44 protein-coding genes and 4 tRNA genes are annotated in these 22,716 nt (G+C 52.6%); 47 read left to right on the forward strand and 1 reads right to left on the reverse strand.

The genetic code is table 11. The features are described from left to right. Window positions 1-10: 10 nt before the first annotated feature. From rplV to A3K92_RS00895, 46 genes are all read left to right on the forward strand, one after another. On the forward strand, window positions 11-481 hold the full coding sequence (gene rplV / locus A3K92_RS00670) for a 50S ribosomal protein L22 (protein WP_088884447.1): 471 nt from the start codon (window positions 11-13) through the stop codon (window positions 479-481). A 5-nt stretch (window positions 482-486) separates the two neighbouring features. Continuing rightward, entirely contained in the window at window positions 487-1,116 is a 630-nt protein-coding gene (locus A3K92_RS00675) for a 30S ribosomal protein S3 (RefSeq protein WP_088884448.1), read from the forward strand. Next, the gene (rpmC, locus tag A3K92_RS00680; protein WP_088884449.1) at window positions 1,103-1,303 is read left to right on the forward strand and encodes a 50S ribosomal protein L29; all 201 of its coding nucleotides are present in this window, start codon (window positions 1,103-1,105) and stop codon (window positions 1,301-1,303) included. Before A3K92_RS00675 ends, rpmC begins: the two co-directional genes overlap by 14 nt. 36 nt (window positions 1,304-1,339) lie before the next feature. Further along, the gene (gene yciH / locus A3K92_RS00685; RefSeq protein ID WP_232460924.1) at window positions 1,340-1,606 is read left to right on the forward strand and encodes a stress response translation initiation inhibitor YciH; all 267 of its coding nucleotides are present in this window, start codon (window positions 1,340-1,342) and stop codon (window positions 1,604-1,606) included. Then, window positions 1,492-1,872 carry a ribonuclease P protein component 1 gene (locus A3K92_RS00690; RefSeq protein WP_198361944.1) on the forward strand — a complete coding sequence of 127 codons (381 nt, stop codon included), beginning with the start codon at window positions 1,492-1,494 and terminating at the stop codon, window positions 1,870-1,872. Before yciH ends, A3K92_RS00690 begins: the two co-directional genes overlap by 115 nt. Then, on the forward strand, window positions 1,869-2,213 hold the full coding sequence (locus A3K92_RS00695; protein ID WP_088884452.1) for a 30S ribosomal protein S17: 345 nt from the start codon (window positions 1,869-1,871) through the stop codon (window positions 2,211-2,213). The genes A3K92_RS00690 and A3K92_RS00695 overlap by 4 nt, the downstream gene beginning before the upstream one ends. A gap of 3 nt (window positions 2,214-2,216) precedes the next feature. Continuing rightward, window positions 2,217-2,642: a 50S ribosomal protein L14 gene (locus tag A3K92_RS00700; RefSeq protein WP_088884453.1), complete on the forward strand. Its 426-nt coding sequence runs from the start codon at window positions 2,217-2,219 to the stop codon at window positions 2,640-2,642. Window positions 2,643-2,652: 10 nt separating this feature from the next. Further along, window positions 2,653-3,018: a 50S ribosomal protein L24 gene (gene rplX / locus A3K92_RS00705; protein WP_088884454.1), complete on the forward strand. Its 366-nt coding sequence runs from the start codon at window positions 2,653-2,655 to the stop codon at window positions 3,016-3,018. Then, window positions 3,018-3,749 carry a 30S ribosomal protein S4e gene (locus A3K92_RS00710; protein ID WP_088884455.1) on the forward strand — a complete coding sequence of 244 codons (732 nt, stop codon included), beginning with the start codon at window positions 3,018-3,020 and terminating at the stop codon, window positions 3,747-3,749. The genes rplX and A3K92_RS00710 overlap by 1 nt, the downstream gene beginning before the upstream one ends. 11 nt (window positions 3,750-3,760) lie before the next feature. Further along, window positions 3,761-4,312 (forward strand): 50S ribosomal protein L5, encoded by a 552-nt coding sequence (locus A3K92_RS00715; protein ID WP_088884456.1) that lies wholly within the window; start codon window positions 3,761-3,763, stop codon window positions 4,310-4,312. Window position 4,313: 1 nt separating this feature from the next. After that, window positions 4,314-4,484 carry a 30S ribosomal protein S14 gene (locus A3K92_RS00720; RefSeq protein WP_088884457.1) on the forward strand — a complete coding sequence of 57 codons (171 nt, stop codon included), beginning with the start codon at window positions 4,314-4,316 and terminating at the stop codon, window positions 4,482-4,484. Window positions 4,485-4,495: 11 nt separating this feature from the next. Continuing rightward, window positions 4,496-4,888, forward strand: coding sequence for a 30S ribosomal protein S8 (locus tag A3K92_RS00725; protein WP_088884458.1), 393 nt, complete (start codon window positions 4,496-4,498; stop codon window positions 4,886-4,888). A gap of 10 nt (window positions 4,889-4,898) precedes the next feature. Continuing rightward, on the forward strand, window positions 4,899-5,453 hold the full coding sequence (locus A3K92_RS00730) for a 50S ribosomal protein L6 (RefSeq protein ID WP_088884459.1): 555 nt from the start codon (window positions 4,899-4,901) through the stop codon (window positions 5,451-5,453). Window positions 5,454-5,470: 17 nt separating this feature from the next. Then, window positions 5,471-5,854: a 50S ribosomal protein L32e gene (locus A3K92_RS00735; protein WP_088884460.1), complete on the forward strand. Its 384-nt coding sequence runs from the start codon at window positions 5,471-5,473 to the stop codon at window positions 5,852-5,854. Window positions 5,855-5,859: 5 nt separating this feature from the next. Next, window positions 5,860-6,306, forward strand: coding sequence for a 50S ribosomal protein L19e (locus A3K92_RS00740; protein ID WP_088884461.1), 447 nt, complete (start codon window positions 5,860-5,862; stop codon window positions 6,304-6,306). Window positions 6,307-6,316: 10 nt separating this feature from the next. After that, a complete protein-coding gene (locus A3K92_RS00745) occupies window positions 6,317-6,922 on the forward strand; it encodes a 50S ribosomal protein L18 (protein ID WP_088884462.1) in 606 nt (201 codons plus the stop codon). Continuing rightward, window positions 6,919-7,626 carry a 30S ribosomal protein S5 gene (rpsE, locus tag A3K92_RS00750; protein WP_088884463.1) on the forward strand — a complete coding sequence of 236 codons (708 nt, stop codon included), beginning with the start codon at window positions 6,919-6,921 and terminating at the stop codon, window positions 7,624-7,626. Before A3K92_RS00745 ends, rpsE begins: the two co-directional genes overlap by 4 nt. A gap of 11 nt (window positions 7,627-7,637) precedes the next feature. Then, the gene (locus tag A3K92_RS00755; RefSeq protein ID WP_088884464.1) at window positions 7,638-8,105 is read left to right on the forward strand and encodes a 50S ribosomal protein L30; all 468 of its coding nucleotides are present in this window, start codon (window positions 7,638-7,640) and stop codon (window positions 8,103-8,105) included. An 11-nt stretch (window positions 8,106-8,116) separates the two neighbouring features. Continuing rightward, window positions 8,117-8,563: an uL15m family ribosomal protein gene (locus A3K92_RS00760; protein ID WP_088884465.1), complete on the forward strand. Its 447-nt coding sequence runs from the start codon at window positions 8,117-8,119 to the stop codon at window positions 8,561-8,563. A 44-nt stretch (window positions 8,564-8,607) separates the two neighbouring features. Then, window positions 8,608-9,987 (forward strand): preprotein translocase subunit SecY, encoded by a 1,380-nt coding sequence (gene secY, locus A3K92_RS00765; RefSeq protein WP_088884466.1) that lies wholly within the window; start codon window positions 8,608-8,610, stop codon window positions 9,985-9,987. Between the two features lie 75 nt (window positions 9,988-10,062). Further along, window positions 10,063-10,653: an adenylate kinase gene (locus tag A3K92_RS00770; protein ID WP_088884467.1), complete on the forward strand. Its 591-nt coding sequence runs from the start codon at window positions 10,063-10,065 to the stop codon at window positions 10,651-10,653. Then, entirely contained in the window at window positions 10,646-11,167 is a 522-nt protein-coding gene (locus A3K92_RS00775) for an EMC3/TMCO1 family protein (RefSeq protein WP_088884468.1), read from the forward strand. The genes A3K92_RS00770 and A3K92_RS00775 overlap by 8 nt, the downstream gene beginning before the upstream one ends. A gap of 42 nt (window positions 11,168-11,209) precedes the next feature. Beyond that, window positions 11,210-11,482 carry a 50S ribosomal protein L34e gene (locus A3K92_RS00780; protein ID WP_088884469.1) on the forward strand — a complete coding sequence of 91 codons (273 nt, stop codon included), beginning with the start codon at window positions 11,210-11,212 and terminating at the stop codon, window positions 11,480-11,482. 10 nt (window positions 11,483-11,492) lie between these two features. Then, window positions 11,493-12,074 carry a (d)CMP kinase gene (cmk, locus tag A3K92_RS00785; protein WP_088884470.1) on the forward strand — a complete coding sequence of 194 codons (582 nt, stop codon included), beginning with the start codon at window positions 11,493-11,495 and terminating at the stop codon, window positions 12,072-12,074. Then, complete coding sequence (locus tag A3K92_RS00790) at window positions 12,075-12,326, forward strand: 50S ribosomal protein L14e (RefSeq protein ID WP_088884471.1); 252 nt, start codon at window positions 12,075-12,077, stop codon at window positions 12,324-12,326. It begins immediately after the preceding gene. Window positions 12,327-12,400: 74 nt separating this feature from the next. Then, window positions 12,401-13,111 carry an SDR family NAD(P)-dependent oxidoreductase gene (locus tag A3K92_RS00795; protein ID WP_088884472.1) on the forward strand — a complete coding sequence of 237 codons (711 nt, stop codon included), beginning with the start codon at window positions 12,401-12,403 and terminating at the stop codon, window positions 13,109-13,111. 58 nt (window positions 13,112-13,169) lie between these two features. Next, a complete protein-coding gene (locus tag A3K92_RS00800; RefSeq protein WP_088884473.1) occupies window positions 13,170-14,180 on the forward strand; it encodes an RNA-guided pseudouridylation complex pseudouridine synthase subunit Cbf5 in 1,011 nt (336 codons plus the stop codon). 139 nt (window positions 14,181-14,319) lie between these two features. Further along, a complete protein-coding gene (locus tag A3K92_RS00805; protein ID WP_088884474.1) occupies window positions 14,320-14,601 on the forward strand; it encodes a hypothetical protein in 282 nt (93 codons plus the stop codon). Window positions 14,602-14,764: 163 nt separating this feature from the next. Beyond that, window positions 14,765-15,031 (forward strand): hypothetical protein, encoded by a 267-nt coding sequence (locus A3K92_RS00810; protein ID WP_088884475.1) that lies wholly within the window; start codon window positions 14,765-14,767, stop codon window positions 15,029-15,031. A 55-nt stretch (window positions 15,032-15,086) separates the two neighbouring features. Beyond that, window positions 15,087-15,674 (forward strand): class I SAM-dependent methyltransferase, encoded by a 588-nt coding sequence (locus A3K92_RS00815; protein ID WP_088884476.1) that lies wholly within the window; start codon window positions 15,087-15,089, stop codon window positions 15,672-15,674. Then, a tRNA-Ser gene (locus A3K92_RS00820) sits at window positions 15,660-15,746 on the forward strand. Before A3K92_RS00815 ends, A3K92_RS00820 begins: the two co-directional genes overlap by 15 nt. 42 nt (window positions 15,747-15,788) lie before the next feature. Then, the gene (locus A3K92_RS00825) at window positions 15,789-16,238 is read left to right on the forward strand and encodes a 30S ribosomal protein S13 (RefSeq protein WP_088884477.1); all 450 of its coding nucleotides are present in this window, start codon (window positions 15,789-15,791) and stop codon (window positions 16,236-16,238) included. Window positions 16,239-16,248: 10 nt separating this feature from the next. Further along, the gene (locus A3K92_RS00830; protein WP_088884478.1) at window positions 16,249-16,791 is read left to right on the forward strand and encodes a 30S ribosomal protein S4; all 543 of its coding nucleotides are present in this window, start codon (window positions 16,249-16,251) and stop codon (window positions 16,789-16,791) included. Further along, complete coding sequence (locus A3K92_RS00835; protein WP_088884479.1) at window positions 16,788-17,207, forward strand: 30S ribosomal protein S11; 420 nt, start codon at window positions 16,788-16,790, stop codon at window positions 17,205-17,207. The genes A3K92_RS00830 and A3K92_RS00835 overlap by 4 nt, the downstream gene beginning before the upstream one ends. A 30-nt stretch (window positions 17,208-17,237) precedes the next feature. Continuing rightward, on the forward strand, window positions 17,238-18,020 hold the full coding sequence (locus tag A3K92_RS00840; RefSeq protein ID WP_088884480.1) for a DNA-directed RNA polymerase subunit D: 783 nt from the start codon (window positions 17,238-17,240) through the stop codon (window positions 18,018-18,020). A gap of 1 nt (window position 18,021) precedes the next feature. Next, window positions 18,022-18,106, forward strand: a tRNA-Leu gene (locus A3K92_RS00845). Between the two features lie 66 nt (window positions 18,107-18,172). After that, entirely contained in the window at window positions 18,173-18,538 is a 366-nt protein-coding gene (locus A3K92_RS00850; protein WP_088884481.1) for a 50S ribosomal protein L18e, read from the forward strand. Between the two features lie 6 nt (window positions 18,539-18,544). Beyond that, window positions 18,545-18,973, forward strand: coding sequence for a 50S ribosomal protein L13 (rplM, locus tag A3K92_RS00855; protein ID WP_088884482.1), 429 nt, complete (start codon window positions 18,545-18,547; stop codon window positions 18,971-18,973). 10 nt (window positions 18,974-18,983) lie between these two features. Next, entirely contained in the window at window positions 18,984-19,391 is a 408-nt protein-coding gene (locus A3K92_RS00860; RefSeq protein ID WP_015859569.1) for a 30S ribosomal protein S9, read from the forward strand. A 32-nt stretch (window positions 19,392-19,423) separates the two neighbouring features. Continuing rightward, on the forward strand, window positions 19,424-19,621 hold the full coding sequence (locus A3K92_RS00865; RefSeq protein WP_088884483.1) for a DNA-directed RNA polymerase subunit N: 198 nt from the start codon (window positions 19,424-19,426) through the stop codon (window positions 19,619-19,621). 15 nt (window positions 19,622-19,636) lie between these two features. Beyond that, a tRNA-Pro gene (locus A3K92_RS00870) sits at window positions 19,637-19,714 on the forward strand. A gap of 36 nt (window positions 19,715-19,750) precedes the next feature. Next, window positions 19,751-19,924 (forward strand): DNA-directed RNA polymerase subunit K, encoded by a 174-nt coding sequence (locus A3K92_RS00875; protein WP_088884484.1) that lies wholly within the window; start codon window positions 19,751-19,753, stop codon window positions 19,922-19,924. A gap of 10 nt (window positions 19,925-19,934) precedes the next feature. Further along, window positions 19,935-20,960: a hypothetical protein gene (locus A3K92_RS00880; protein WP_088884485.1), complete on the forward strand. Its 1,026-nt coding sequence runs from the start codon at window positions 19,935-19,937 to the stop codon at window positions 20,958-20,960. Between the two features lie 15 nt (window positions 20,961-20,975). After that, entirely contained in the window at window positions 20,976-21,581 is a 606-nt protein-coding gene (gene rpsB, locus A3K92_RS00885) for a 30S ribosomal protein S2 (protein WP_088884486.1), read from the forward strand. Window positions 21,582-21,620: 39 nt separating this feature from the next. Continuing rightward, window positions 21,621-21,708, forward strand: a tRNA-Leu gene (locus A3K92_RS00890). Window positions 21,709-21,746: 38 nt separating this feature from the next. After that, a complete protein-coding gene (locus A3K92_RS00895; RefSeq protein ID WP_088884487.1) occupies window positions 21,747-21,905 on the forward strand; it encodes a 50S ribosomal protein L40e in 159 nt (52 codons plus the stop codon). 53 nt (window positions 21,906-21,958) lie between these two features. On the opposite strand, the gene A3K92_RS00900 is transcribed toward A3K92_RS00895, so the two are convergent. Further along, complete coding sequence (locus A3K92_RS00900) at window positions 21,959-22,285, reverse strand: PadR family transcriptional regulator (RefSeq protein WP_088884488.1); 327 nt, start codon at window positions 22,283-22,285, stop codon at window positions 21,959-21,961. Window positions 22,286-22,399: 114 nt separating this feature from the next. On the opposite strand from A3K92_RS00900, the gene A3K92_RS00905 reads away from it, so the two are divergent. After that, on the forward strand, window positions 22,400-22,699 hold the full coding sequence (locus tag A3K92_RS00905; RefSeq protein WP_088884489.1) for an FUN14 domain-containing protein: 300 nt from the start codon (window positions 22,400-22,402) through the stop codon (window positions 22,697-22,699). The last annotated feature ends 17 nt before the right edge of the window (window positions 22,700-22,716 follow it).

Consider the following 22,716-nt stretch of genomic DNA (forward strand, 5'->3'; position numbering starts at 1 on the left):
GGTGGTTTAGATGAGCAGGGGCAGGTTTTCCTACTCATTCCAAAATTTTGACCCTGAGAGGATGGCTCGCGCCAGCGGAAGGGATCTTAGAATTTCACCCAAGCACAGCGTTGAGCTCCTCAGAGAGATAAGGGGCATGATGCTGAACGACGCTCTCCGCTACCTCGACGATGTCATAGCGAAGAAGAGACCCGTTCCGATGAAGCGCCACAACGACAGCCAGGGACACAAGCCGGGTAAGGGCTTCGGTCCGGGTAGGTACCCGGTCAAGGTCGCCAAGGCCGTCAAGAAGATACTCCTTAACGCCAAGAACAACGCCGAGCAGAAGGGCCTCGATGTCGACAGGCTTAAGATAATTCATGCTGCAGCGCACCGCGGTCCAGTGCTTCGCGGGTACATCCCGAGAGCCTTCGGAAGGGCCACCCCATTTAACGAGCAGACCACTCACATAGAGATAGTCGTCGAGGAGATTAGGAGGTGAGACCTTTGGCAATCGAGAGGTACTTCATTAGGGAAGGAGTTAAGGAAATGCTCATCGACGAGTACCTTGAGAAAGAGCTCAGGCGTGGCGGCTATGGTGGTCTGGATATAAAGAAGACCCCCCTCGGAACCAAGGTCATAATCTTCGCCGCCAACCCCGGTTACGTTATCGGCAGGGGTGGAAAGAGGATAAGGGATCTGACCAGGATACTTGAGAGGCAGTTTGGCCTTGAGAACCCTCAGATCGAGGTCGAGGAGATAAAGAACCCATACCTCAACGCCAAGGTTCAGGCCGTTCGCCTGGCGCAGGCCCTTGAGAGGGGAGTACACTTCAGGAGGGCCGCTTACTCAGCCATAAGGGCTATTATGAGGAACGGAGCTAGGGGCGTCGAGATTCGCTTAAGTGGAAAGCTCACCGGCGAAAGAGCTAAGAGCGTTAGGTTTTACCAGGGCTACCTTGCCAAGGTTGGAAACCCCGCTGAAACACTCGTCAGCAAGGGTTACGCTCAGGCTCTGCTCAAGCTCGGTGTTATAGGAGTCAAGGTCTCTATCATGCCGCCCGATGCAAAGCTTCCGGACGAGATCGAGATCAAGGAGATAGTGGAGGAAGAGGTGAGCACCAATGAAGCCCAGTGAGATTAGGGAGATGAGCATTGAGGAAATCGATGAGAAGATCAGACAGCTCCGCCTCGAGCTCGCCAAGGAGAAGGGTATGCTTACCATGGGGACCTCTACCGAGAACCCCATGGTCATCCGCAACCTCAGGCGCGATATAGCGCGCCTGCTTACCATAAAAAAGGAGAAGCTTAGGGAGAAAAGGTGAGGTTCGGTGCCAAGGATTGTTAACCCTCTGGATGAGATGCTCTTTAAAGAGGTGCTGAAGGAGCAGCAGAGAATTAGGGTTTACATAGAAAGGGCCCGCTACGGAAAACTCAAGACAATAATTGAGGGCATAGACGAGAAGGAGTTCGACCTCGAGGAGATAGCAAAAAAGCTGAAGGCGAAGCTGGCATGCGGCGGAACCGTAAAGAAGGGAAGGATAGAACTCCAGGGCGACCACAGAGACAGGGTCAAGAAATTGCTGGCAGAACTTGGATTTTCAGAGGAGCTCATAGAGGTCGAGTGACGGCAAAAAACATAATCTGGCACGAACTCATAGGGCTGAAAGCAAAGGTTATAAGGGCATCTCATCCAGAGCTGGTTGGCATCGAGGGCTACGTCCTTGATGAGACTCGTAATACTCTCACCATAGTTGGTGATAGGGTCTGGACCGTTCCGAAGGACGTTGCCGAGTTCGAGTTTGAAACGGCCGCCGGCAAGAGGATTAGAGTGAATGGGAGTAAGCTGGTTGGGAGACCTGAGATGAGGTTGAAGAAGAGGTGGCGGAAATGAGAGAGATAGGATTGAACGTTCAGCCTCCCGCTGAAAAGTGTAACGATCCAAACTGCCCGTGGCACGGGCACCTCAAAATACACGGTAGATACTTCGAAGGAATAGTGGTCAGCGACAAGGGTAAGAAGACGGTAGTGGTTGAGAGACAGCACTACAGGTACCTCAAGAAGTACGAGAGATACGAGCTCAGGAGGAGCAAGGTTCACGCCCACAACCCGGAGTGCATAAACGCTAAAGTGGGTGACCGCGTCCTCATCGCTGAGACCAGGCCGATAAGCAAGACCAAGAGCTTTGTAGTCGTTGCAGTCGTTCAGAGGGCTGAAAGGTCTGAGGAGGTGTGACGGATGGCCAAGAAGGGTGCCGGTGCAACGAGGGGTATAAGTCCCGTCAGGCCCACTAGGGCCCTTCCGATTGGTGCCTACCTCAAGGTCGCCGACAACAGCGGTGCCAAGGTTATCCAGATCATCGGTGTCGTCGGCTACAAGGGTACCAGGAGAAGGCTCGCCTCAGCTGGCGTTGGTGACATGGTCGTCGCTACCGTCAAGAAGGGAAGGCCTGACATGAGGCACCAGGTGGTTAGGGCTGTCATCGTGAGGCAGAGGAAGGAATACAGAAGGCTTGACGGCATGCGCGTCAAGTTTGAGGACAACGCGGCAGCTATAGTCACGCCTGAGGGCGTTCCGAGGGGAACCGAGATCAGGGGTGCCATCGCTAGAGAAGCCGCCGAGAGGTGGGTTAGGCTCGGTAGTATAGCGAGCATAGTGCTGTGAGGTGAGAATTATGAAGCTTGATGTAAAGCAGCCGAGAAAGCAGAGGAAGTTCCTTTACAACGCTCCCCTTCACCTTAGGCAGAAGATAATGAGCGCTCCCCTTAGCAAGGAACTCAGGGAGAAGTACGGTGTGAGAAATCTTCCAATCAGGGAGGGGGACAAGGTTAGGGTAATGCGCGGTGACTTCAAGGGGAAGGAAGGCAAAGTTCTCGAGGTTGACCTCAAGAGGTACAGAATCCACGTTGAGGGCGTTACTCAGACCAAGGTCGACGGTACCGAGGTCTTCTATCCGCTTCACCCATCCAATGTGATGATAATCGAACTCAACCTCGAGGACGAGGAGAGGAAGAAGATAATTGAGAGGAGGGCTGCCTGATGGCGAGAAAGGGTCCGAAGAGGCATCTTAAGAGGCTTGCCGCTCCAACCTCATGGTATCTCCACAGGAAGGAGTACAAATGGGCCGTTAGACCGAGGCCGGGTCCTCACAGCATGCAGACGTCAATACCGCTGCTCTACATCGTCAGGGACTACCTCGGCTACGCCAAGACCGCACGTGAGGCCAGGAAGATACTCAACGAGGGCAAGATCCTCGTCGATGGACGCGTTAGGAAGGACTACAAGTTCCCTGTTGGGATAATGGACGTAGTTTCCATCCTCGAAACCGGTGAACACTACAGGGTTCTTCCAAACAGGATTGGAAAGCTCATACTCCACCCGATAAGCGAGGAGGAGGCAAAGCTCAAGCCCTTCAGGATAAACAACAAGCGCATGGTCAAAGGCGCTAAGGTTCAGCTCAACCTCCACGACGGAAGCAACCACCTCGTTGGTTTTGCTGAGAAGGACTCCTTCAGGACATCTTACACCGTCGTCATGAAGGTTCCGGAGAGGGAGATCGTCGAAGTTATACCCTTCGAGGTCGGTGCCTACGTCTTCGTTACTCAGGGTAAGAACGTGGCAAGGAGAGGCAGAATAGTCGAAGTCAGGCAGTTCCCGATGGGCTGGCCTGATGTGGTTACAATCGAAGACGAGAGTGGGGAGAAGTTTGACACCCTGAAGGAATACGCCTTTGTCCTTGGTAAGGACAAGCCCGTCATTTCCCTTCCGTGAGGTGAGAAGAGATGGAGATAAACAGAGAGGCCATACTTGCTGACTGGGAAGCTCACCCCATGAGGAAGCCCAGGATAGCTAAGGTCACTATAAACATCGGTGTTGGCGAGAGTGGTGAGAGACTTACCAAGGCTGAGACAATGCTTGAGCAGCTGGTTGGCCAGAAGCCGATAAGGAGAAGGGCCAAGCAGACCAACAGGGACTTCGGAATCAGGAGGGGAGAGCCAATAGCTGTGAAAGTCACCCTCCGCGGTGAAAAGGCCAGGCAGATGCTCGACAGGCTTCTTGAGGCTGTCGACAGGAAACTTAGCGTCAGCAACTTCGATGAGCACGGCAACTTCTGCTTTGGGATTCAGGAGCACATCAACATACCCGGAGTTGAGTACGATCCGGAGATAGGTATCTTCGGTATGGACGTCTGCGTCACCCTCGAGAGGCCAGGCTTTAGGGTAGCGAAGAGGAAGAGGCAGAGGAGGAAGATACCGACCAGGCACAAGCTGACGAAAGAAGAGGGTATTGTCTTCGCTATGGAGGAGTTGAAGGCCAAGGTGGAGGGATTGTGAGATGGCGAAGGCCGACTACAACAGGAGGAAGCCGAGGAAGTTTGGTAAGGGAGCGAGAAGATGCATGCGCTGCGGCCAGTACGGTCCGATAATCAGGATTCACGGCCTCATGCTCTGCAGGCACTGCTTCCGCGAGGTTGCTCCAAAGCTCGGCTTCAAGAAGTATGAGTGAGGTGAGATGCGATGACTCTGCTTGATCCGCTTGCGAACGCTCTTTCCCACATAACCAACAGTGAGAGGGTTGGAAAGAAGGAGGTCTACATAAAGCCTGCCTCAAAGCTCATTGGCGAAGTGCTGAGGGTTATGCAGGAGAACGGCTACATAGGGGAGTTCGAGTTCATAGACGATGGAAGGGCAGGCATTTACAGGGTTCAGCTCCTTGGAAGGATTAACAAAGCTGGAGCAATAAAGCCTCGCTTCCCGGTTAAAGCCATGGAATACGAGAAGTGGGAGAAGAGGTTCCTTCCGGCGTTCGAGTTCGGTATCCTTATAGTCTCGACGTCTCAGGGCGTTATGACACACAAGGAGGCTATCGAGAAGGGAATCGGCGGAAGGCTGATAGCCTACGTCTACTGAGGTGAGAAAAATGCCGGTAGACGCTTGGATTCGTGAGGAAATTGAGATACCAGAGGGCGTCGAGGTTACCGTTGAGGGTAACACTGTCAAGGTCAAGGGGCCCAAGGGCGAGCTTGAGAGGGAGCTCAAGTACCCCGGCGTTCAGATATTCACCGAGGACGGGAAGGTTGTAGTTTACAAGGAGTTCCCGAGGAAGAAGGACGTGGCCATAGCGAGAACCTTCAAGGCTCACATAGCCAACATGATTAAGGGTGTAACCGAGGGCTTCACCTACAAGCTCAAGGTAGTTTACAGCCACTTCCCTATAACGGTCAAAGTTCAGGGTGACGAGGTCATCATAGAGAACTTCCTCGGTGAGAAGAACCCGAGGAGGGCCAAGATACTTCCGGGTGTTACCGTCAAGGTTCGCGGTCAGGAAGTCATCGTTGAGGGCATTGACAAGGAAGCAACTGGTCAAACCGCTGCCAACATCGAGCAGGCCACAAGGATAACCAAGTGGGATAGAAGAGTGTTCCAGGACGGTATCTACATCGTGGAGAAGGCTGGCAAGCCGATAAAGTTCTGATTGGTGAGGTGTGAGAGATGAACGAGAAGGCGAGACTCTTGAGGATAAGGGCCAAGCTCAAGAGGAAAAAACCGAAGTTCCTCCGCCAGGAGTGGTGGAGGTATCCAAAGTTCAAGAACGACCCCAAGTGGAGGAGGCCCAAGGGAATCGACAGCAAGATGAGGCTCAAGAAGAAGGGCAAGCCGAGGTCACCGAGCATAGGCTGGAGCTCACCGAAAGCCGTTCGCGGTCTCCACCCGAGCGGTTACGAGGAAGTCCTCGTTCACAACGTGAAGGAGCTCGAAGCCATAGACCCAACCAGGCAAGCCGCTAGGATTGCGGGAACCGTTGGAGCTAGGAAGAGGGAGATAATCATTGCAAAGGCCAGGGAGCTCGGTATTAAGGTTCTCAACGCGAGGTGATAATCATGCTCAAGACTCAGAGGAGGATTGCCGCCGAGCTGTTGAAGTGCGGAGAGAACAGGGTGTGGATAGACCCCGAGAGGATTGATGATGTCGCTGCCGCCATAACCCGTGAGGACATCAAGAGGCTGATCCACGACGGTGTCATAAAGAAGAAGCCCGTCAAGGGCCAGAGCAGGGCCAGGGCGAGGGCCTATCAGGAGGCCAGGAAGAAGGGCAGGCACCGCGGCCCTGGAAGCAAGAAGGGCAAGAAGACGGCTAGAATGGGCAAGAAGGAGCGCTGGATGATGACCATAAGGGCCTTGAGGAAGGAACTCAGGAAGCTCAAGGCGGAAGGCAAACTAGATGCCCACACCTACAGAAGGCTTTACATCCGTGCCAAAGGTGGCCAGTTCAAGAACAAGAGGCAGCTCTACATGTTCATGAGGGAGCACGGTATCTTGAATGAGTGAGGTGAGATAAATGGCGAGAGGACCTAGATATAGGGTTCCGTTCAGGAGGAGGAGAGAGGGTAAGACCAACTATCACAAGAGGCTCAAGCTCCTTAAGAGCAAGAAGCCGAGGCTCGTTGTTAGGAAGAGCCTCAACCACCACATAGCCCAGATAGTTGTCTACGACCCCAAGGGTGACAGGACACTCGTTTCCGCTCACACCAGGGAGCTCATGAGGGACTTCGGCTGGAAGGGCCACGGTGGAAACACGCCGAGCGCTTACCTGCTCGGTCTTCTGATAGGTTACAAGGCGAAGCAGGCAGGCATTGAGGAGGCCATCCTCGACATAGGCCTTCACCCGCCGACCAAGGGATCCAGTGTCTTTGCAGTCCTCAAGGGCGCCGTTGATGCTGGACTTAATGTCCCACACAGCGAGGAGATTTACCCTGAGGACTACAGGATAAGGGGTGAGCACGTAGCTAACTACGCTAAGGCCCTCAAGGAGGAAGACGAGGCCCTCTACAGAAAGCAGTTCGGTGGTTATCTCATTAAGGGCCTCGAGCCCGAGAAGCTTCCGGAGCACTTTGATGAGGTCAAGGCCAAGATAATCGAGAAGTTTGAGGGGGCGAGAGAATGAGCGACCCGAGAGAGATCGCCCAGAGGGTTCTTGAGGAGTGGGAGCCGAGGACAAAGCTGGGTAGGCTCGTCAAAGAGGGGCAGATAACTGACATTCACGAGATATTCAGGAAGGGTTATCAGATAAAGGAACCGCAGATAGTTGACGTTCTCCTTCCCGAGGTCAACCTCAGGGAGAACCAGGAGATCCTTGACATCGCCCTTACCGTTAGAATGACCGACAGCGGAAGGAGGATCCGCTTCCGTGTTCTCGCTGCCGTTGGCAACAGGGACGGCTACGTCGGTCTTGGAATCGGCCACGGAAGGGAAGTTGGAATAGCCATCAGGAAGGCAATAGACTATGCAAAGATGAACATCATCGAGATCAAGCGCGGCTGTGGAAGCTGGGAGTGCAGGTGCAGGAGGCCGCACTCAATACCGTTCGCCGTTGAGGGCAAAGAGGGTAGCGTTCGCGTTAAGCTCATGCCCGGTCCACGTGGTCTCGGCCTCGTCATCGGTGACGTCGGCAAGAAGATACTCACACTGGCCGGCGTTAAGGACGTGTGGTCCCAGACACTGGGTGAGACCAGGACTACAGTTAACTTCGCCAAAGCCGTCTTCAACGCACTCTACAACACCAACCGCGTTGCCGTTAAACCAGAGGACATCGAGCGCTACGGCATAATTGTTGGTAGAGAGATGCCCACAAGCTTCCAGGTTGAGTGAGGTGAGATAACATGACAAAGCTCGCACTTATCAGGCTTAGGAGCGGGATTAGGGCTAGGGGTGAAGTGAGAGACACCCTGGCCATGCTCCGCCTTCACAGGATTAACCACCTTGTCATAGTTGATGACACGCCAAGCTACCGTGGAATGATACAGAAGGTCAAGGACTACATAACCTGGGGTGAGATTGACAAGGAGACCCTCGTCAAGCTCCTCAGGAAGCGCGGAAGGCTCGTCGGGAACAAGCCGATAACCGATGAGTACGTCCAAGAGAAGCTCGGCATGACCCTTGAGGAGTTCGCTGAGAAAGTCATCAATGGTGAGATGAAGCTCAGGGATCTGCCAAACATAAAGCCCGTCTTCAGGCTCCACCCGCCGAGGGGAGGACTTAAGGGAAGCAAGAAGCGCAGCTTTAAGGAAGGTGGCGTCCTAGGTTATCGTGGCGAGAAGATTAACGAGCTCATTGAGAGAATGCTCTGAGGTGGCGAGAGATGATAAGGAGAAGGAAGAAGGTTAGGAAGCTCCGTGGAAGTCACACTCACGGTTGGGGATGCAAGAAGAAGCACCGCGGTGGAGGAAGCAAGGGCGGCCGCGGTATGGCCGGTACCGGTAAGAGGAAGGATCAGAAGTTCACCTGGACCATCAAGTACGCTCCCGACCACCTCGGCAAGCGCGGCTTCCACAGGCCAAAGGCGGTTCAGTACACTCCGCAGACCATAAACCTCAGCGACATCGACGAGAACTTTGAACTCTTCAGGGACATGGGCGTCATCTACGAGGAGGACGGAAAGCTCGTCTTTGATGCAACTGCTCTCGGCGTTGACAAGGTTCTCGGTACAGGGAAGCTAACCAGAGCACTGGTCGTCAAAGCCTACTACGTTACTCCAAAGGCGGAGGAGAAGATTAAAGCAGCCGGTGGCGAGGTTATCCTCGCCTGATCCTACCTTCTTTAACTTTCATCACAGTTATACAGGTGTTGAAAATGGGAGTCCGGGAGGTTATTTACGCCATCGAACGCTGGTTTCCAGAGGTTGAGAGACCCAAAAGGAGGGTTCCTCTCAGGGAGAAGTTCCTGTGGACTGGGGTTGCCCTTCTGCTGTACTACATCCTGGCGGAGATACCGCTTTATGGCATACCTTCGAATTATCAGGATTACTTTGCTTCCCTCAGATTCGTGTTAGCCGGTAGGAACGGATCGCTTTTGACCCTTGGTATAGGTCCAATCGTTACCGCTGGAATCATACTCCAGCTTCTCGTTGGTTCAGAGATCCTCAAGCTTGATCTCTCAAATCCTGAGGATAGGAGATTTTATCAGGCCCTTCAGAGGTTGTTCTCGGTATTCATGGCCTTCTTCGAGGCCTCTATATACGTCCTCGCGGGTGCTTTCGGCAAGATCGGGGTAGACATGACTCTCGCGGTGGCTATATTGGTCATCATCCAGCTCGGGTTCGGCTCGACGATACTGATACTGCTCGACGAGCTCGTCAGCAAGTGGGGCATAGGGAGCGGTATCAGCCTCTTCATTGCCGCAGGAGTCTCTCAGACAGTCATGGTCAAGTCTCTCAACCCATTGCCCATACCCGGGAACCCGGATGAACTCAGCGGTGCTATTCCGGCGTTCATACAGCATTTGGCCAGGGGAGATCTCAGCGGTGCAATCTACAGGCCAAACCTTCCGGACATGACCAACCTGCTGGCAACTATCGTCGTGTTCCTGATAGTCGTTTACCTCGAGAGTATGCGCGTTGAGATACCGCTCAGTTATGGAAGGGTAACCGTCCGCGGAAGGTATCCGATAAGGTTCATGTACGTCAGCAACATTCCGATAATCCTTACCATGGCGCTCTACTCAAACATACAGCTCTGGGCCAGGCTTCTCTCTTCCAGGGGGATAACATGGCTGGGAACTTTTGAGGGTACAGTTCCTGTTTCCGGACTTGCCAAGTATACGGTGCCCCCCTACGACATCTACCAAGTGATTCACCAGCCTGGTCAGGCACTGATCTATGGACTTCAGACGATATTCTGGTCGGTGATTTTTGGTTTCCTCTGGGTTGAGCTTACGGGTCTGGACGCCAAGAGCATAGCCAAACAGCTTCAGAACGCTGGACTGCAGATACCTGGCTTCAGAAGGGATCCGAGGATACTGGAGAGAGTTCTCAACAGGTACATCCCCTACGTCACGTTCTGGGGTTCATTCACCCTGGCTCTCGTTGCAGTGCTGGCAAGTTTCCTCGGTGCACTTGGTACCGGAACGGGAATACTCCTTACCGTTGGTATACTCTACAGGTTTTATGAGGAGATAGCCAGAGAACAGGCCACAGAAATGTTCCCGGCCCTGAGAAAGTTCTTTTCCAAGTGAACTTTTCCTTTTTTCAGCTAAATCTTTTAAACCTGTGCGGCTATTTTTACCGGATTGGTGAAAAAGGTGGTCGGGATGCCCTTCGTTGTCATGATAACCGGGATTCCAGGGGTTGGGAAGAGCACCATAACCCGGCTGGCACTCCAAAAGTCCCAGGTTAAGTTCCGGCTGGTGAACTTCGGCGATCTGATGTTTGAGGAGGCCAAGAAACAGGGGTTCGTGAAGCATCGGGACGAGATGAGGAAACTCGATCCCTTGATTCAAAAGGAACTTCAGCTTAAGGCAGCCCAAAGAATCGTGGAAATTGCCAGAGAGGAACCCGTCCTCCTCGACACACATGCCACAATAAGAACTCCAATGGGGTATCTTTTAGGGTTTCCAAAAGAAGTCATCGAGACGATACGGCCGAACTTTATCGTCATCATTGAGGCAACACCCAGTGAGATACTTGGTAGGAGGCTGAGGGATTTGAAGAGAGACCGCGATGTTGAAACTGAGGAGCAGATAGAAAGGCATCAGGATCTTAACAGAGCCGCTGCAATAACCTACGCCATGCACTCCGATGCCCTTATAAAGATAATCGAAAACCATGAGGACAAGGGTCTTGAAGAGGCCGTGAATGAGTTAGTGGAAGTGCTGAACTTGGCGGTGAGGGAGTATGATTGAGGGAATATACAAGTTCCTTGACGATCTTTTCGGGGGCTACATAGTCCAGCATCCTCTGCTTGCTATAACCTTTGCTGGATTCGTGATCGGTGGTTCGTACACTCTGATCTACTACTTCTTCATGGACGTCGAGAAGATGCGGAAGATCCAGGAGGTGTCAAAGCAGCTTCAAAAAGAGATGAGGGAGGCCCAGAAAAGTGGAGATGAAAAGAAGCTAAAAAAAGTACAGCAGAAGCAGCTGGAGCTCATGAGAATGCAGGGTGACTTAATGAGGCAGCAGACGATTCCGATGCTTTTGACCCTACCTATATTTTGGGTGTTTTTCGCTTGGCTGAGGAGATGGTACGTCGAAGTCGCAATAGCTAAGGCACCATTTAATTTCTTCCTCTTTGATTGGTTCCACAGCTTGTATCACTCTGCTCTCGGGCCAGACGAGCTTGGCTACTTTGGATGGTACGTTCTTTCGAGCTATGTCATCGGTATGGTCCTTAGGAAGTTCCTCGACATGGGATAAATTTAAAAACGGCCCACTGAAAGGTGTTGCGAGGTGAGAGGAATGAAGCCGATGTACAGGTCAAGGTCATGGAGGAGAAAGTACGTCAGAACTCCTGGAGGAAGAACCGTTGTTCACTTTGAGAGGAGGAAGCCTAAGGTGGCCCACTGCGCCATGTGCGGAAGGCCGCTCAACGGCGTCCCGCGTGGAAGGTCAAGCGAACTTAGGAAGCTCCCGAAGACGGCAAAGAGGCCAGAGAGACCCTACCCGAACCTCTGCCCGAGCTGCATGAGGAAGGTCATGAAGGCCCAGGTAAGGGCTAGCATAGCCCTCTGAAGGTGTTTCCATGCCGAAGGGCTGCCTCGTGATAACCGTTAGTGGTCTGGCCGGTTCGGGAACTACAACCCTATGCAGAAATCTTGCCAGGCACTACGGCTTTAAACATGTCTATGCAGGCCTAATATTCCGTCAGATGGCCAAGGAAATGGGCATGACTCTCGAGGAGTTTCAGAAATACGCTGAACTTCACCCCGAGATAGACAGGGAGGTTGACAGGAGACAGATCGAGGCAGCTAACGAATGTAACGTCGTTATTGAGGGTCGGCTCGCCGGGTGGATGGTTAAAAACGCCGACCTCAAAATATGGCTCGATGCTCCGATAATGGAGCGTGCCAGAAGGGTTGCCAAACGGGAAGGCATCTCCGTTGAGGAGGCCTTTGTCAAGATAGCCGAAAGGGAGAAACAGAACAGGAAAAGATATTTAAACCTGTACGGTATCGACATCGAGGACAAATCCATCTACGATTTAATAATCAACACGGCCCATTGGGGCCCCGATGGGGTCTTCGCAATTGTGAAGGCCGCCATCGACCACCTTTCCCCCGTCGGTGACGCGGGGGAGAAGAAAAAAGAAAAGGAGGTGGGATGAATGCCAGCTATTGAGGTTGGAAGGCTTGCCGTCGTTATTGCCGGAAGGAGGGCAGGTCAGAAGGTCGTCGTTGCCGACATAATCGACAGGAACTTCGTCCTCGTTACCGGCGCTGGCCTCAACAAGGTCAAGCGCAGGAGGATGAACATCAAGCACCTTGAGCCCCTTCCGGAGAAGATAAACATCGCCAGGGGCGCCTCCGACGAGGAGATAAAGGCTGCCCTTGAGCAGGCTGGAATAAGCCTTGAGTGATACGGCGGCCTTTGGCCGCTTCTTCACTTCTCAACGCTTTTAAGTCCTTGTTTTCAAGTTTCCATGGTGGTTTCATGAAGACAGCACTTGTGACGGGTGCAACTGGTGGTATTGGAAGGCTCCTCGTTGAGAGGCTCATTGAGAGGGGCTATAGGGTTGTTGGTGTGGCCAGAAATGAGGAGAAGCTCCGTAACCTCCAGGATGAGCTGTTGTCCTTTGAATACATAGTCGCAGATCTGAGTAAGGAGAATTTTTCAGATACAGTCTTGGAAGGGCTTGGGATGCTCGGTATTGAGAGAGTTAACCTTCTTGTAAACAACGCTGGTTTAGCTGTAAGGAAACCCCTTCTTGAGCACTCAAGAGAGGAGTTGGAGAGCCTGTTTCGGGTTAACACCATTGCACCCATTGAACTTACGAAGGCCCTCATCCCAATGCTCCCGAAGGGCTCGACCGTAGTGTTCGTAATCAGCGGCGTCGCCTTCATCAACGTCCCTGAACTGCCATCCTACTGCGCCGCCAAGGCCGCGCTCCACTATCTAACCATGAACCTCGAGAGGGAGCTAGAGGTCAGGGGAATTCATGTCATGAGGGTGTACCCCAAGCAGGTTAAGACAGGTTTCTGGAATGGTAGAGTCCCGAAGGGCTCAATAGAACCCCAAAAAGTCGTGGATGCTATACTGAGAGGGCTCGATAAGGGCAAAAGGGAGGTCTTCGTGCCCGGCTATCTGAAGCTCGTTAAGTACCTGTCCAACTGGCCGGTTTTCACATACCACTTTAAATACTAGCTCAGGTTTATAAACTCGAAGACCAAATTAGGGCGATAACGCTCACCGGGTGATGCTCATGGCGAGGGACGAAGTCAGGAGGATTTTGCCTGCCGACATAAAGCGAGAAGTCCTGATCAAGGACGAGAAGGCCGAGACGAATCCGAAGTGGGGCTTTCCGCCGGAGAAGAGACCCATGGAGATGCACATACAGTTCGGCATAATAAACCTCGACAAGCCGCCGGGGCCGACGAGCCACGAGGTTGTTGCATGGGTCAAGAGGCTCTTCAACCTCAGCAAGGCCGGCCACGGTGGGACCTTAGACCCGAAGGTCAGCGGAATCCTCCCGGTCGCGCTTGAAAGAGCCACCCGCGTGGTTCAGGCCCTCCTTCCTGCAGGAAAGGAGTACGTTGCTCTAATGCACCTTCACGGCGACGTTCCCGAGGATAGAATCCTCGCCGTCATGAAGGAATTCGAGGGCGAGATAATCCAGAGGCCACCTCTAAGGAGCGCGGTCAAGAGAAGGCTTAGGACGAGGAAGGTCTACTACATCGAGGTGCTTGAGATAGACGGCAGGGACGTTCTCTTCCGCGTTGGTGTCGAGGCTGGAACATACATTCGCTCTCTCATCCATCACATAGGCCTTGCTCTGGGAGTTGGAGCGCACATGGCCGAGTTGCGCCGTACCAGAAGCGGTCCATTCAAGGAGGACGAGACGCTGGTGACTCTTCACGACCTCGTTGACTACTACCACTTCTGGAAGGAGGACGGCATCGAGGAATACTTCAGGAAGGCGATACAGCCGATGGAGAAGGCAGTTGAACACCTCCCCAAGGTGTGGATAAGGGACTCCGCGGTTTCAGCGGTCACCCACGGTGCTGATCTAGCGGTTCCTGGCATAGTGAAGTTACACAAGGGTATCAAGAAAGGGGATTTGGTTGCCATAATGACCCTTAAGGACGAGCTGGTGGCACTCGGCAAGGCCACGATGACGAGCGGCGAGATGCTCCAAAAGAACAAGGGCATAGCCGTCGATGTTGACAAGGTCTTCATGCCGAGGGAGTGGTACCCCAAACTTTGGGCCAAGTGAGTACGCTTTTGTCAACTCTTTTTACCTGACTTTGCGCAAGCAGAGGTTGCTGAGAGTTAACCCACTCTCCGAAGTTTGATACGCATAAAGCTTTATATTATTTTTAAAGTTTGTATACCCCAGTAGGAGGTGAGGCTCTATGAGTGTCTGGGCGTGGATTATTTTAATAGGTTTGGCGGTCTGGATATTTGATTTCTTCCATAACGAGAGGATAAAACATGCCGAAACAAAAACACTCAAGGTGGCTTACGGATTGGGATATATTGCCCTGGGTATTGCGTTTCTACTTGCTGCACTATTGGACTTTGGGCTCATCTCCGTTAATTCCCAAATAACTTGGCTCATGGTAATGCTGCCGGTGATAGCCCTAGCTATGATTGCGTTGGGTGTTTGGCATGAGAAATCGCAACGACGACAATAATTTATCCCGTGGAGCAAATCAAAAGCTTTAATGGTTTTAAATAACATCGGCCATATAACCGGATGACCCGAGTCTGTTCCCCTATAGTGGATACAGGTATGCGTTTACATGCTCTGATTTGATTTAAAATCACATGTGGGAGATTATGGTGGGGGGAAGTAGTATGTATTGGGTAGAATACGGAGCTTACGCAGGAATACTTGGAGGGGCAGTTTACCTCCTTTTGCTTTTTGCGTTTAGGGAATACTTTACAGGCAGGAATAAGGTCTCATGGGCGGTCCAGCTGGAGATGGCTGTCTTTATGATCCTCCTGGGTCTCATGAACTTGAAAGCTCGCAGTGGAGGCCCTTCCGAGTACTTGGGAGCAGTTGGATGGGTATGGCTGGTTGTGATTATACTCACGGTGCTTATCGGCTTTAAGCGGCGTTAGCCCTATAACCGTTCTACCCCTTCATCTTTATAAACCCCTTTCCCTACCTCTCACCATGAGCCACTACTACTCTGAAGACCCCAGCACGCCGTTGAAGACCAAAACGATAGAGGTCTGCCTCAGGGGACACTGCTTCAAGTTCGTAACGGCAAGTGGAGTCTTCTCCTTCGGGAAGCTAGACCGCGGAACCGAACTGCTAATAGAGAGCATGGTACTCGACGATGACTGGCGCGTCCTCGACTTGGGCTGTGGTTACGGTGCGATAGGAATAGTTGCCTCCCGATTCGTTGATTACGTGGTGATGACCGACGTTAACCGGCGGGCAGTTGCTATGGCGAAGAAAAACTTAAAAATCAACGGCGTTAGAAACGCCGAGGTTAGGTGGGGAAACCTTTACGAGCCCGTGAGGGGAGAGAAGTTCGATTCAATAATCACGAACCCCCCAGTTCACGCGGGTAAAGAAGTCCTGAGGGAAATAGTTATAAACGCCCCACGGCATCTCAACGACGGGGGGTTGCTTCAGCTGGTCATCCGCACCAAGCAGGGCGCAAACTATATTAAGGCCCTGATGGAGGAGAGCTTTACCGAAGTGAGAGAGCTGGCTAAGGGGTCTGGCTATCGCGTGTATGCCGGGATCGCCTAGCCTGGGATGGCGCGGGCCTTGAGAGCCCGTGGGCGTTTGCCCGCCGGGGTTCAAATCCCCGTCCCGGCGCCAAAATCCCTTTCGTCATCAAAGGGATGTGGAGGTGTGTTGGTAATGACTGAGAACTTCAGGCACATAGTCCGCGTTGCGGGCGTTGATCTAGACGGAAACAAACAGCTTAGGTGGGCACTGACTGGTATAAAGGGAATAGGAATAAACTTTGCCACGATGGTCCTGAGAGTAGCTGGCATAGACCCGTTCATGAAGGCAGGCTACCTCACGGACGAGCAGGTCAAGCTGATAGAGAAAATCCTCGAGGATCCGGTAGCCCATGGAATTCCTGCATGGGCAGTCAACAGGCCGAAGGACTATGAGACTGGTAAAGACATGCACCTTATCACCGCCAAGCTTGTCATGGCCTGGCGTGAGGACATCAACAGGCTGAGGAGGATAAGGGCTTACCGCGGTATCAGGCACGAGCTTGGTCTCCCGGTTAGGGGCCAGAGAACGAGGTCAAACTTCAGGCATGGAACTACTGTTGGTGTTAGCAGGAAGAAGAAGTGAGGTGGTGTAAATGGGAGACCCGAAGAGGCAGAGGAAGAAGTACGAGACTCCCTCTCACCCGTGGATTAAGGAGAGACTCGACCGCGAGAGAGTCCTCATGAGGAAGTACGCCCTCAAGAACAAGAAGGAGCTCTGGCGCCACGAGACCCAGCTCAAGGAGTTCAGGCGTAGGGCGAGAAGACTCCTCGCAGCCCGTGGAAAGCAGGCCGAGATCGAGAGGCAGCAGCTCCTTCAGAGGCTCTACAGGCTCGGCCTCCTTCCGGCCGATGCCGTCCTCGATGATGTCCTTTCCCTCACCGTCGAGGACGTTCTTGACAGGAGGCTGCAGACCATCGTCTACAAGAAGGGCCTTGCCAGGACCATAAAGCAGGCCAGGCAGCTTATAGTTCACGGACACATCGAGGTCAACGGTCAGATAATCCGTTCCCCGGGTTATCTCGTTCTCCGTGAGGAAGAGGACTCGATAACCTACGCCAAGGGCTCACCTTTCGCTAAGGAGAGCCACCCTGAGAGGATGGTTATTGAACAGGCTAAACAGGGTGGTGAGGCATGAGCGAGGAAACCCAGCAGGTTAACCTCAAAAAGAAGGAGAAGTGGGGAGTTGCTCACATCTACTCAAGCTACAACAACACTATAATCCACATAACTGACATCACCGGAGCGGAAACTGTGAGCAGATGGAGCGGTGGTATGGTCGTCAAGGCCGACAGGGACGAGCCATCCCCGTACGCGGCTATGATAGCTGCAAGGAGAGCTGCCGAAGAGGCCATGGAAAAGGGTTTCGTTGGTGTCCACATAAAAGTCCGCGCTCCTGGGGGAAGCAAGAGCAAGAGCCCTGGTCCTGGTGCCCAGGCGGCCATTAGAGCCCTCGCTAGAGCGGGACTAAAGATAGGCCGTGTTGAGGACGTTACACCAATACCCCACGACGGTACCAGGCCAAAGGGTGGAAGAAGGGGTAGACGCGTCTGACCCCCTACAACTTCTTTTTTGGTGGTGCACATGGAGCCGAAGTTTGAAATTCTTGAAAAAAAGGAAGATGCCCTGAAGTTCATTCTTCGTGGCGTTGATGTGGCTTTTGCCAATGCCCTTAGGAGGACTATTTTGGCAGAGGTTCCGACTTTTGCAGTTGACGAGGTTGAATTTTTCGAGAACGATTCAGCTCTGTTTGACGAGATAATAGCCCATAGGCTGGCTATGATCCCTCTGACAACGCCACACACGAGGTTTTCTCTTGATTCCCTGGAACTGGACGACTACACGGTTACCCTTTCCCTCCAGGTTGAGGGTCCGGGGGTCGTTTACTCCGGCGATCTCAAGAGCGATGACCCCGAAATTAAGCCCGCCAATCCCAATATCCCAATAGTAAAGCTCGCCGAAGGCCAGAAACTTGTACTCAACGCGTATGCCAGGCTGGGAAGAGGTAAGGATCACGCCAAATGGCAGCCGGGCTTTGTTTACTACAAGTACCTCACGAGGATCCATGTGAGCAAGGAAGTCCCTGAGTGGGAAGAACTTAAAGAATTGGCCGAAAAGAGAGGTCTTCCCCTTGAGGAAAATGAAAAGGAGCTCGTGATAGAGACTACCAAGGCTTTCTACCTCCCCCGCAAATTTGAGGCATACAAAGGCGAGAAGATCAGGGAAGAAGTGGTGCCCAATACGTTCGTCTTTACTGTAGAAACGAACGGAGAACTCCCCGTTGAGGAAATCGTCAGCACAGCACTCAAGATACTCATGAGGAAGAGCGATAGATTTATAAACGAACTCCATAAATTAGCCGACTGACGCGGGGGTTGCCGAGCCTGGTCAAAGGCGGTGGACTCAAGATCCACTCCCGCAGGGGTTCCGGGGTTCAAATCCCCGCCCCCGCACTATTCACGCTCACCCCGTCTGGACCTGTCGGTTTCCCACTGTGAGAGAGAACGGGAGGTATGATCATGGTCAAGAGAACTGGACCGACTGACGTGAACCTGAGGAGACTCATCCGCTATCTTCGGAAAAAATCAAACGAAGAGGGAGTTAAGATCTGGAAGGACATCGCCTGGCGTCTCGAAAGGCCGAGAAGGCAGAGGGCAGAGGTCAACATTAGCAAAATAAACCGCTACACCAAAGAAGGCGACATCGTCATCGTTCCAGGAAGCGTCTTGGGCGCTGGAAGGCTTGAACACAAGGTCACCGTTGCCGCCTGGAAGTTCAGCGAGACTGCCAAGAGGAAGATAGTCGAGGCCGGTGGGGAGGTTCTCACGATTGAGGAGCTCATCGAGAGAAACCCGAAGGGTAGTGGAGTAATCATAATGGAGTGATGAGCCATGAGGATTATTAACGCTGAAGGACTCATACTCGGAAGGCTTGCCTCAAAGGTTGCCAAGATGCTCCTCGAAGGAGAAGAAGTCGTCATAGTCAACGCAGAAAAGGCTATCATCACAGGAAACCGCGAGGACATCTTTGCCAAGTACAAGCAGAGGACAGAACTTAGAACCAGAACCAACCCCAGGAGGGGACCATTCTACCCGAAGAGGAGCGACGAGATCGTCAGGAGAACCATCAGGGGAATGCTCCCGTGGAAGACCGACCGCGGAAGGAAGGCCTTTAAGAGGCTCAAGGTCTACGTTGGCGTTCCCAAGGAGTTTGAAGGTAAGGAGTTCGAGACCATAAGCGAGGCTCACATGTCGAGGCTTGCAACTCCCAAGTACGTCACCGTTGGTGAGGTTGCCAAGTTCCTCGGTGGAAAGTTCTGAGGTGAGAAAGATGAGGGTCATCCAGACTGCTGGAAAGAGAAAGACGGCCATCGCGAGGGCCACCATAAGGGAAGGAAAGGGTCGCGTCAGGATCAACCACAAGCCCGTTGAGATAATCGAGCCCGAGATAGCGCGCTTCACTATAATGGAGCCCCTGATCCTTGCCGGTGAGGAAATCGTCAGCAAGGTTGACATTGACGTCAAGGTTGAAGGCGGCGGCTTCATGGGACAGGCCGAAGCAGCGCGCGTCGCCATAGCCAGGGCCCTCGTCGAGTGGACCAACGACATGAACCTGAAGGAAAAGTTTATGAAGTACGACAGGACTATGCTCGTTGGTGACAGCAGGAGGACCGAGCCTCACAAGCCCAACCGCTCGACCAAGGGTCCGAGGGCCAAGAGGCAGAAGTCCTACCGCTGATGGCTTTCCTTTAAAAATTTGAGGTGATGGGGTTGATAGTCCCCGTAAGGTGCTTCACTTGCGGTCGCGTGATAGGCGACAAATACTACGAGTTCAGGAAGAGGGTTGAGGCCGGGGAAGACCCGGGTAAGGTACTTGATGATCTCGGGATAGAGAGGTACTGCTGCAGAAGGACCCTCCTGAGCCATGTCGAGCTCATAGACCAGGTCATGCAGTATAAGGTGTATTAAAAACCACCTTTCTGGGGGGCCGTGGGGTAGCTTGGTCTATCCTCCCGGCTTGGGGTGCCGGAGACCCGGGTTCAAATCCCGGCGGCCCCACCAAAATTTAACCTCATTGGAAGTGGCAGGGTGATAGGCATGTTCAAGTATACCCGCTTCGAAAAGGCCCGCATTATCGGAGCGAGGGCTCTCCAGATAGCAATGGGTGCCCCTGTGCTGGTAGACGTTCCGGAGGGGGCTACTCCGCTCCAGGCCGCGATAATCGAGTTTGAAATGGGAGTAATCCCAATAACAGTCGTAAGACCCGTATGAGGGAATGACAATGACAATCATAGAGAACATAGTCGGCAGGGTTGCAGTGCTCAGGGGTGGCAGGTATTCGGTTGAGGTTGATGTCATAACTACTTCAGGCTTCGGCCGCTTCGCCGCCCCTGTCGATGATAACCCGCAGCTCTACATAGCTGAGGCCCACAGGGCAGTCAGCGAGGTTGACGAAATAATCGGTCCTGAGCTCATAGGCTTTGACGCGAGCGAGCAGGAGCTCATAGACAGCTACCTCTGGGAGATAGATGGTACGGAGGACTTCAGTCACATCGGTGCCAACACCGCCTTGGCCGTCTCGGTGGCCGTTGCCAAGGCCGCGGCCAGTGTAAAGAAAATGCCCCTCTACAGCTACATTGGGGGTACGTTCACAACAGAACTTCCGGTTCCACTCCTTGAGGTTATGCAGGGAGAAGACTTCGATTACTATGTACTGGTAAGGGACATCATGGAGATAACCGATGTTGTTGACGCCGCGGTTAATCTCCTGGAGGTTGTGGAAAAGCCTTCGCTTGAGGAACTTTCCAGGGCCAGCGAGAAGGTTGGTAGTGAGCTGGGCCTCGAAGTAACTCTGGGCATAGTCCAGAAGAAACCTCTCCCGATCGAAGAAGTGCTTTCCACAGTTGAGGATCACAACGTGTCCTACATAAAGCCGATGGGCGATGAAGACCTCTTCCTTGAGTTAATAGCTGGAACTCATGGAGTTTTTGTCGATGGGGAGTACCTCTTCCAGAGGAAGGGCATACTCGACAGACGCTACTACAATGCCCTCTCTATAAAACCCATAAACCTCGGCACTCTCACTGATCTCTACAACCTAGTTAGCGATGTTAAATCCGAGAGGATAACCCCGATCTTGGCCGAGGCTAGATATGAGTCGGCCGACGAGGCCCTTCCCCACATAGCCCTGGGCCTTCGCTGCCCGGCTATTATATTGGGGAAGGACTCGGTGGCTAAGCTTAATGAACTCAATAGAATTGCCGAAGATCTCGGTGAAAGGGGTAGGTTGATAACGTTTGAAGGATAAAGGAGGTTGGGAAAGATGGAGGGATATCTGGTTCCGCTCGATCAGTATCTGGCTGCCGGTGTCCACATCGGAACCCAGCAGAAGACCCAGGACATGAAGAAGTTCATCTACAGGGTTAGACAGGACGGTCTCTACGTCCTCGATGTCAGGAAGACCGACGAGCGCTTAAGGATCGCCGGCAAGTTCCTGGCCAAGTTCGACCCGGAGAGCATCCTGGCTGTGAGCGTCAGGCTCTACGGCCAGAAGCCCGTCAAGAAGTTCGGTGAGGTTACCGGTGCCAAGACAATACCCGGCCGTTTCCTCCCTGGAACAATGACCAACCCACAGGTTAAGAACTTCTTCGAGCCGGACGTTCTCATCGTCACCGACCCGAGGGCCGACCACCAGGCTATGAAGGAAGCCATTGAGATTGGCATTCCGATAGTTGCCCTCGTTGACACCGAGAATTTCCTCAGCTACGTCGACTTGGCCATACCGACCAACAACAAGGGCAGGAAAGCTTTGGCCCTCATCTACTGGATCCTCGCAAGGGAGATCCTCTACAACAGGAAGGAAATTGAGAGCAGGGAAGACTTCAAGGTTCCGGTTGAGGACTTCGAGATGAGGATCATCAGGACTTGAGGGGAAAATTTTTAACGCCCCTCACTTAATCTCCCTCGCGCGGGGGTGCCCGAGCCTGGCCAAAGGGGGCGGACTTAAGATCCGCTGCCGTAGGGCTGCGCGGGTTCGAATCCCGTCCCCCGCACCAGCTTTGAGAAAACGCGTCAAGATCATGAGGTGATTACGATGGCGAGATTCCCTGAGGCTGAGGCAAGGATATTTAGGAAGTACGTCTGCATGCGCTGCGGTGCTACTAACCCGTGGAAAGCCAAGAAGTGCAGGAAGTGTGGCTACAGGGGGCTTAGACCAAAGGCGAGAGAGCCGCGCGGTGGAATGGGACGCTGAAGTTTTCAATATTTTGTCTTTGTTCATGTTTTCCGTTTGTTTCACTTGGGGATTCATTTCTTCAATTTTGAGAGTATCTCTTCGAGAAAAGCTACGCCCTCTTCCAGCAGTTTCTCTCCTTTGGGGGTTAGACGGTAATACTTCCTAAGTGGTTTTCCGGTCTCATTTTCCTGCCACTCCGAAGTTACGTAGCCATCTTTTTCCAGCTTGTATAGGACGACGTAGGAACTCACCGTCGCGGGTTCGAACCCAAAGTTTTCCTTTATTCTCTGCTTCAGCTCATATGCGTACATGGGCCTCTCTTTAAGGAGGCTGAGTATATAGAGCCACAGAACTTCCTTTGTTATTTTAATTTTCAATCTCTCCATTGGGCTCGTCATGCTCTCACCCTCAAGTTTAAACTTTATAAAATATTTCAAAACTGTGTAATTTAAACCTTTTGCTTTGGAAAACCTTATTAATTCTCAAGTTCCAGTTACTATTGGCGATGAATCATGGAGTTTAACCTTGGAAGTATGATAGGGGACGTTGGTGTTGGGGGAGTAGCGGGATTCATCACTGGCTACGCTCTGAAGAAGTTCATGAAAATAGTGATGACGATAATTGGTGCCTATATACTCAGCCTGTTCTGGCTCCAGCAGAAGGGAGTCATAACAATAAACACACAGAAACTGTTCAACTTGGCTGAGAGTGCAACCTCTCAGACAGTTGGTCTGGCCCAGAAGGCCGTTGGTCTTCTTCCCGGAACTGGTGCTTTCATAGCGGGTTTTTACTTGGGGTTCCAAAAGGGATGAAAAAGGAAATCAAGGAA

Origin of the sequence: Thermococcus gorgonarius, from assembly GCF_002214385.1 — an archaeon.
GTDB classification, from domain to species: domain Archaea; phylum Methanobacteriota_B; class Thermococci; order Thermococcales; family Thermococcaceae; genus Thermococcus; species Thermococcus gorgonarius.

Excerpts from the sequence above, each read along its gene's own strand:
- rplV (WP_088884447.1), top strand. The coding sequence starts at position 11 with ATGAGCAGGGGCAGGTTTTCCTACTCATTCCAAAATTTTGACCCTGAG.
- rpmC (WP_088884449.1), top strand. The coding sequence starts at position 1,103 with ATGAAGCCCAGTGAGATTAGGGAGATGAGCATTGAGGAAATCGATGAG.
- yciH (WP_232460924.1), top strand. The coding sequence starts at position 1,340 with ATGCTCTTTAAAGAGGTGCTGAAGGAGCAGCAGAGAATTAGGGTTTAC.
- A3K92_RS00690 (WP_198361944.1), top strand. The coding sequence starts at position 1,492 with ATGCGGCGGAACCGTAAAGAAGGGAAGGATAGAACTCCAGGGCGACCA.
- A3K92_RS00695 (WP_088884452.1), top strand. The coding sequence starts at position 1,869 with ATGAGAGAGATAGGATTGAACGTTCAGCCTCCCGCTGAAAAGTGTAAC.
- A3K92_RS00700 (WP_088884453.1), top strand. The coding sequence starts at position 2,217 with ATGGCCAAGAAGGGTGCCGGTGCAACGAGGGGTATAAGTCCCGTCAGG.
- rplX (WP_088884454.1), top strand. The coding sequence starts at position 2,653 with ATGAAGCTTGATGTAAAGCAGCCGAGAAAGCAGAGGAAGTTCCTTTAC.
- A3K92_RS00710 (WP_088884455.1), top strand. The coding sequence starts at position 3,018 with ATGGCGAGAAAGGGTCCGAAGAGGCATCTTAAGAGGCTTGCCGCTCCA.
- A3K92_RS00715 (WP_088884456.1), top strand. The coding sequence starts at position 3,761 with ATGGAGATAAACAGAGAGGCCATACTTGCTGACTGGGAAGCTCACCCC.
- A3K92_RS00720 (WP_088884457.1), top strand. The coding sequence starts at position 4,314 with ATGGCGAAGGCCGACTACAACAGGAGGAAGCCGAGGAAGTTTGGTAAG.
- A3K92_RS00725 (WP_088884458.1), top strand. The coding sequence starts at position 4,496 with ATGACTCTGCTTGATCCGCTTGCGAACGCTCTTTCCCACATAACCAAC.
- A3K92_RS00730 (WP_088884459.1), top strand. The coding sequence starts at position 4,899 with ATGCCGGTAGACGCTTGGATTCGTGAGGAAATTGAGATACCAGAGGGC.
- A3K92_RS00735 (WP_088884460.1), top strand. The coding sequence starts at position 5,471 with ATGAACGAGAAGGCGAGACTCTTGAGGATAAGGGCCAAGCTCAAGAGG.
- A3K92_RS00740 (WP_088884461.1), top strand. The coding sequence starts at position 5,860 with ATGCTCAAGACTCAGAGGAGGATTGCCGCCGAGCTGTTGAAGTGCGGA.
- A3K92_RS00745 (WP_088884462.1), top strand. The coding sequence starts at position 6,317 with ATGGCGAGAGGACCTAGATATAGGGTTCCGTTCAGGAGGAGGAGAGAG.
- rpsE (WP_088884463.1), top strand. The coding sequence starts at position 6,919 with ATGAGCGACCCGAGAGAGATCGCCCAGAGGGTTCTTGAGGAGTGGGAG.
- A3K92_RS00755 (WP_088884464.1), top strand. The coding sequence starts at position 7,638 with ATGACAAAGCTCGCACTTATCAGGCTTAGGAGCGGGATTAGGGCTAGG.
- A3K92_RS00760 (WP_088884465.1), top strand. The coding sequence starts at position 8,117 with ATGATAAGGAGAAGGAAGAAGGTTAGGAAGCTCCGTGGAAGTCACACT.
- secY (WP_088884466.1), top strand. The coding sequence starts at position 8,608 with ATGGGAGTCCGGGAGGTTATTTACGCCATCGAACGCTGGTTTCCAGAG.
- A3K92_RS00770 (WP_088884467.1), top strand. The coding sequence starts at position 10,063 with ATGCCCTTCGTTGTCATGATAACCGGGATTCCAGGGGTTGGGAAGAGC.
- A3K92_RS00775 (WP_088884468.1), top strand. The coding sequence starts at position 10,646 with ATGATTGAGGGAATATACAAGTTCCTTGACGATCTTTTCGGGGGCTAC.
- A3K92_RS00780 (WP_088884469.1), top strand. The coding sequence starts at position 11,210 with ATGAAGCCGATGTACAGGTCAAGGTCATGGAGGAGAAAGTACGTCAGA.
- cmk (WP_088884470.1), top strand. The coding sequence starts at position 11,493 with ATGCCGAAGGGCTGCCTCGTGATAACCGTTAGTGGTCTGGCCGGTTCG.
- A3K92_RS00790 (WP_088884471.1), top strand. The coding sequence starts at position 12,075 with ATGCCAGCTATTGAGGTTGGAAGGCTTGCCGTCGTTATTGCCGGAAGG.
- A3K92_RS00795 (WP_088884472.1), top strand. The coding sequence starts at position 12,401 with ATGAAGACAGCACTTGTGACGGGTGCAACTGGTGGTATTGGAAGGCTC.
- A3K92_RS00800 (WP_088884473.1), top strand. The coding sequence starts at position 13,170 with ATGGCGAGGGACGAAGTCAGGAGGATTTTGCCTGCCGACATAAAGCGA.
- A3K92_RS00805 (WP_088884474.1), top strand. The coding sequence starts at position 14,320 with ATGAGTGTCTGGGCGTGGATTATTTTAATAGGTTTGGCGGTCTGGATA.
- A3K92_RS00810 (WP_088884475.1), top strand. The coding sequence starts at position 14,765 with ATGTATTGGGTAGAATACGGAGCTTACGCAGGAATACTTGGAGGGGCA.
- A3K92_RS00815 (WP_088884476.1), top strand. The coding sequence starts at position 15,087 with ATGAGCCACTACTACTCTGAAGACCCCAGCACGCCGTTGAAGACCAAA.
- A3K92_RS00825 (WP_088884477.1), top strand. The coding sequence starts at position 15,789 with ATGACTGAGAACTTCAGGCACATAGTCCGCGTTGCGGGCGTTGATCTA.
- A3K92_RS00830 (WP_088884478.1), top strand. The coding sequence starts at position 16,249 with ATGGGAGACCCGAAGAGGCAGAGGAAGAAGTACGAGACTCCCTCTCAC.
- A3K92_RS00835 (WP_088884479.1), top strand. The coding sequence starts at position 16,788 with ATGAGCGAGGAAACCCAGCAGGTTAACCTCAAAAAGAAGGAGAAGTGG.
- A3K92_RS00840 (WP_088884480.1), top strand. The coding sequence starts at position 17,238 with ATGGAGCCGAAGTTTGAAATTCTTGAAAAAAAGGAAGATGCCCTGAAG.
- A3K92_RS00850 (WP_088884481.1), top strand. The coding sequence starts at position 18,173 with ATGGTCAAGAGAACTGGACCGACTGACGTGAACCTGAGGAGACTCATC.
- rplM (WP_088884482.1), top strand. The coding sequence starts at position 18,545 with ATGAGGATTATTAACGCTGAAGGACTCATACTCGGAAGGCTTGCCTCA.
- A3K92_RS00860 (WP_015859569.1), top strand. The coding sequence starts at position 18,984 with ATGAGGGTCATCCAGACTGCTGGAAAGAGAAAGACGGCCATCGCGAGG.
- A3K92_RS00875 (WP_088884484.1), top strand. The coding sequence starts at position 19,751 with ATGTTCAAGTATACCCGCTTCGAAAAGGCCCGCATTATCGGAGCGAGG.
- A3K92_RS00880 (WP_088884485.1), top strand. The coding sequence starts at position 19,935 with ATGACAATCATAGAGAACATAGTCGGCAGGGTTGCAGTGCTCAGGGGT.
- rpsB (WP_088884486.1), top strand. The coding sequence starts at position 20,976 with ATGGAGGGATATCTGGTTCCGCTCGATCAGTATCTGGCTGCCGGTGTC.
- A3K92_RS00895 (WP_088884487.1), top strand. The coding sequence starts at position 21,747 with ATGGCGAGATTCCCTGAGGCTGAGGCAAGGATATTTAGGAAGTACGTC.
- A3K92_RS00900 (WP_088884488.1), bottom strand. The coding sequence starts at position 22,285 with ATGACGAGCCCAATGGAGAGATTGAAAATTAAAATAACAAAGGAAGTT.
- A3K92_RS00905 (WP_088884489.1), top strand. The coding sequence starts at position 22,400 with ATGGAGTTTAACCTTGGAAGTATGATAGGGGACGTTGGTGTTGGGGGA.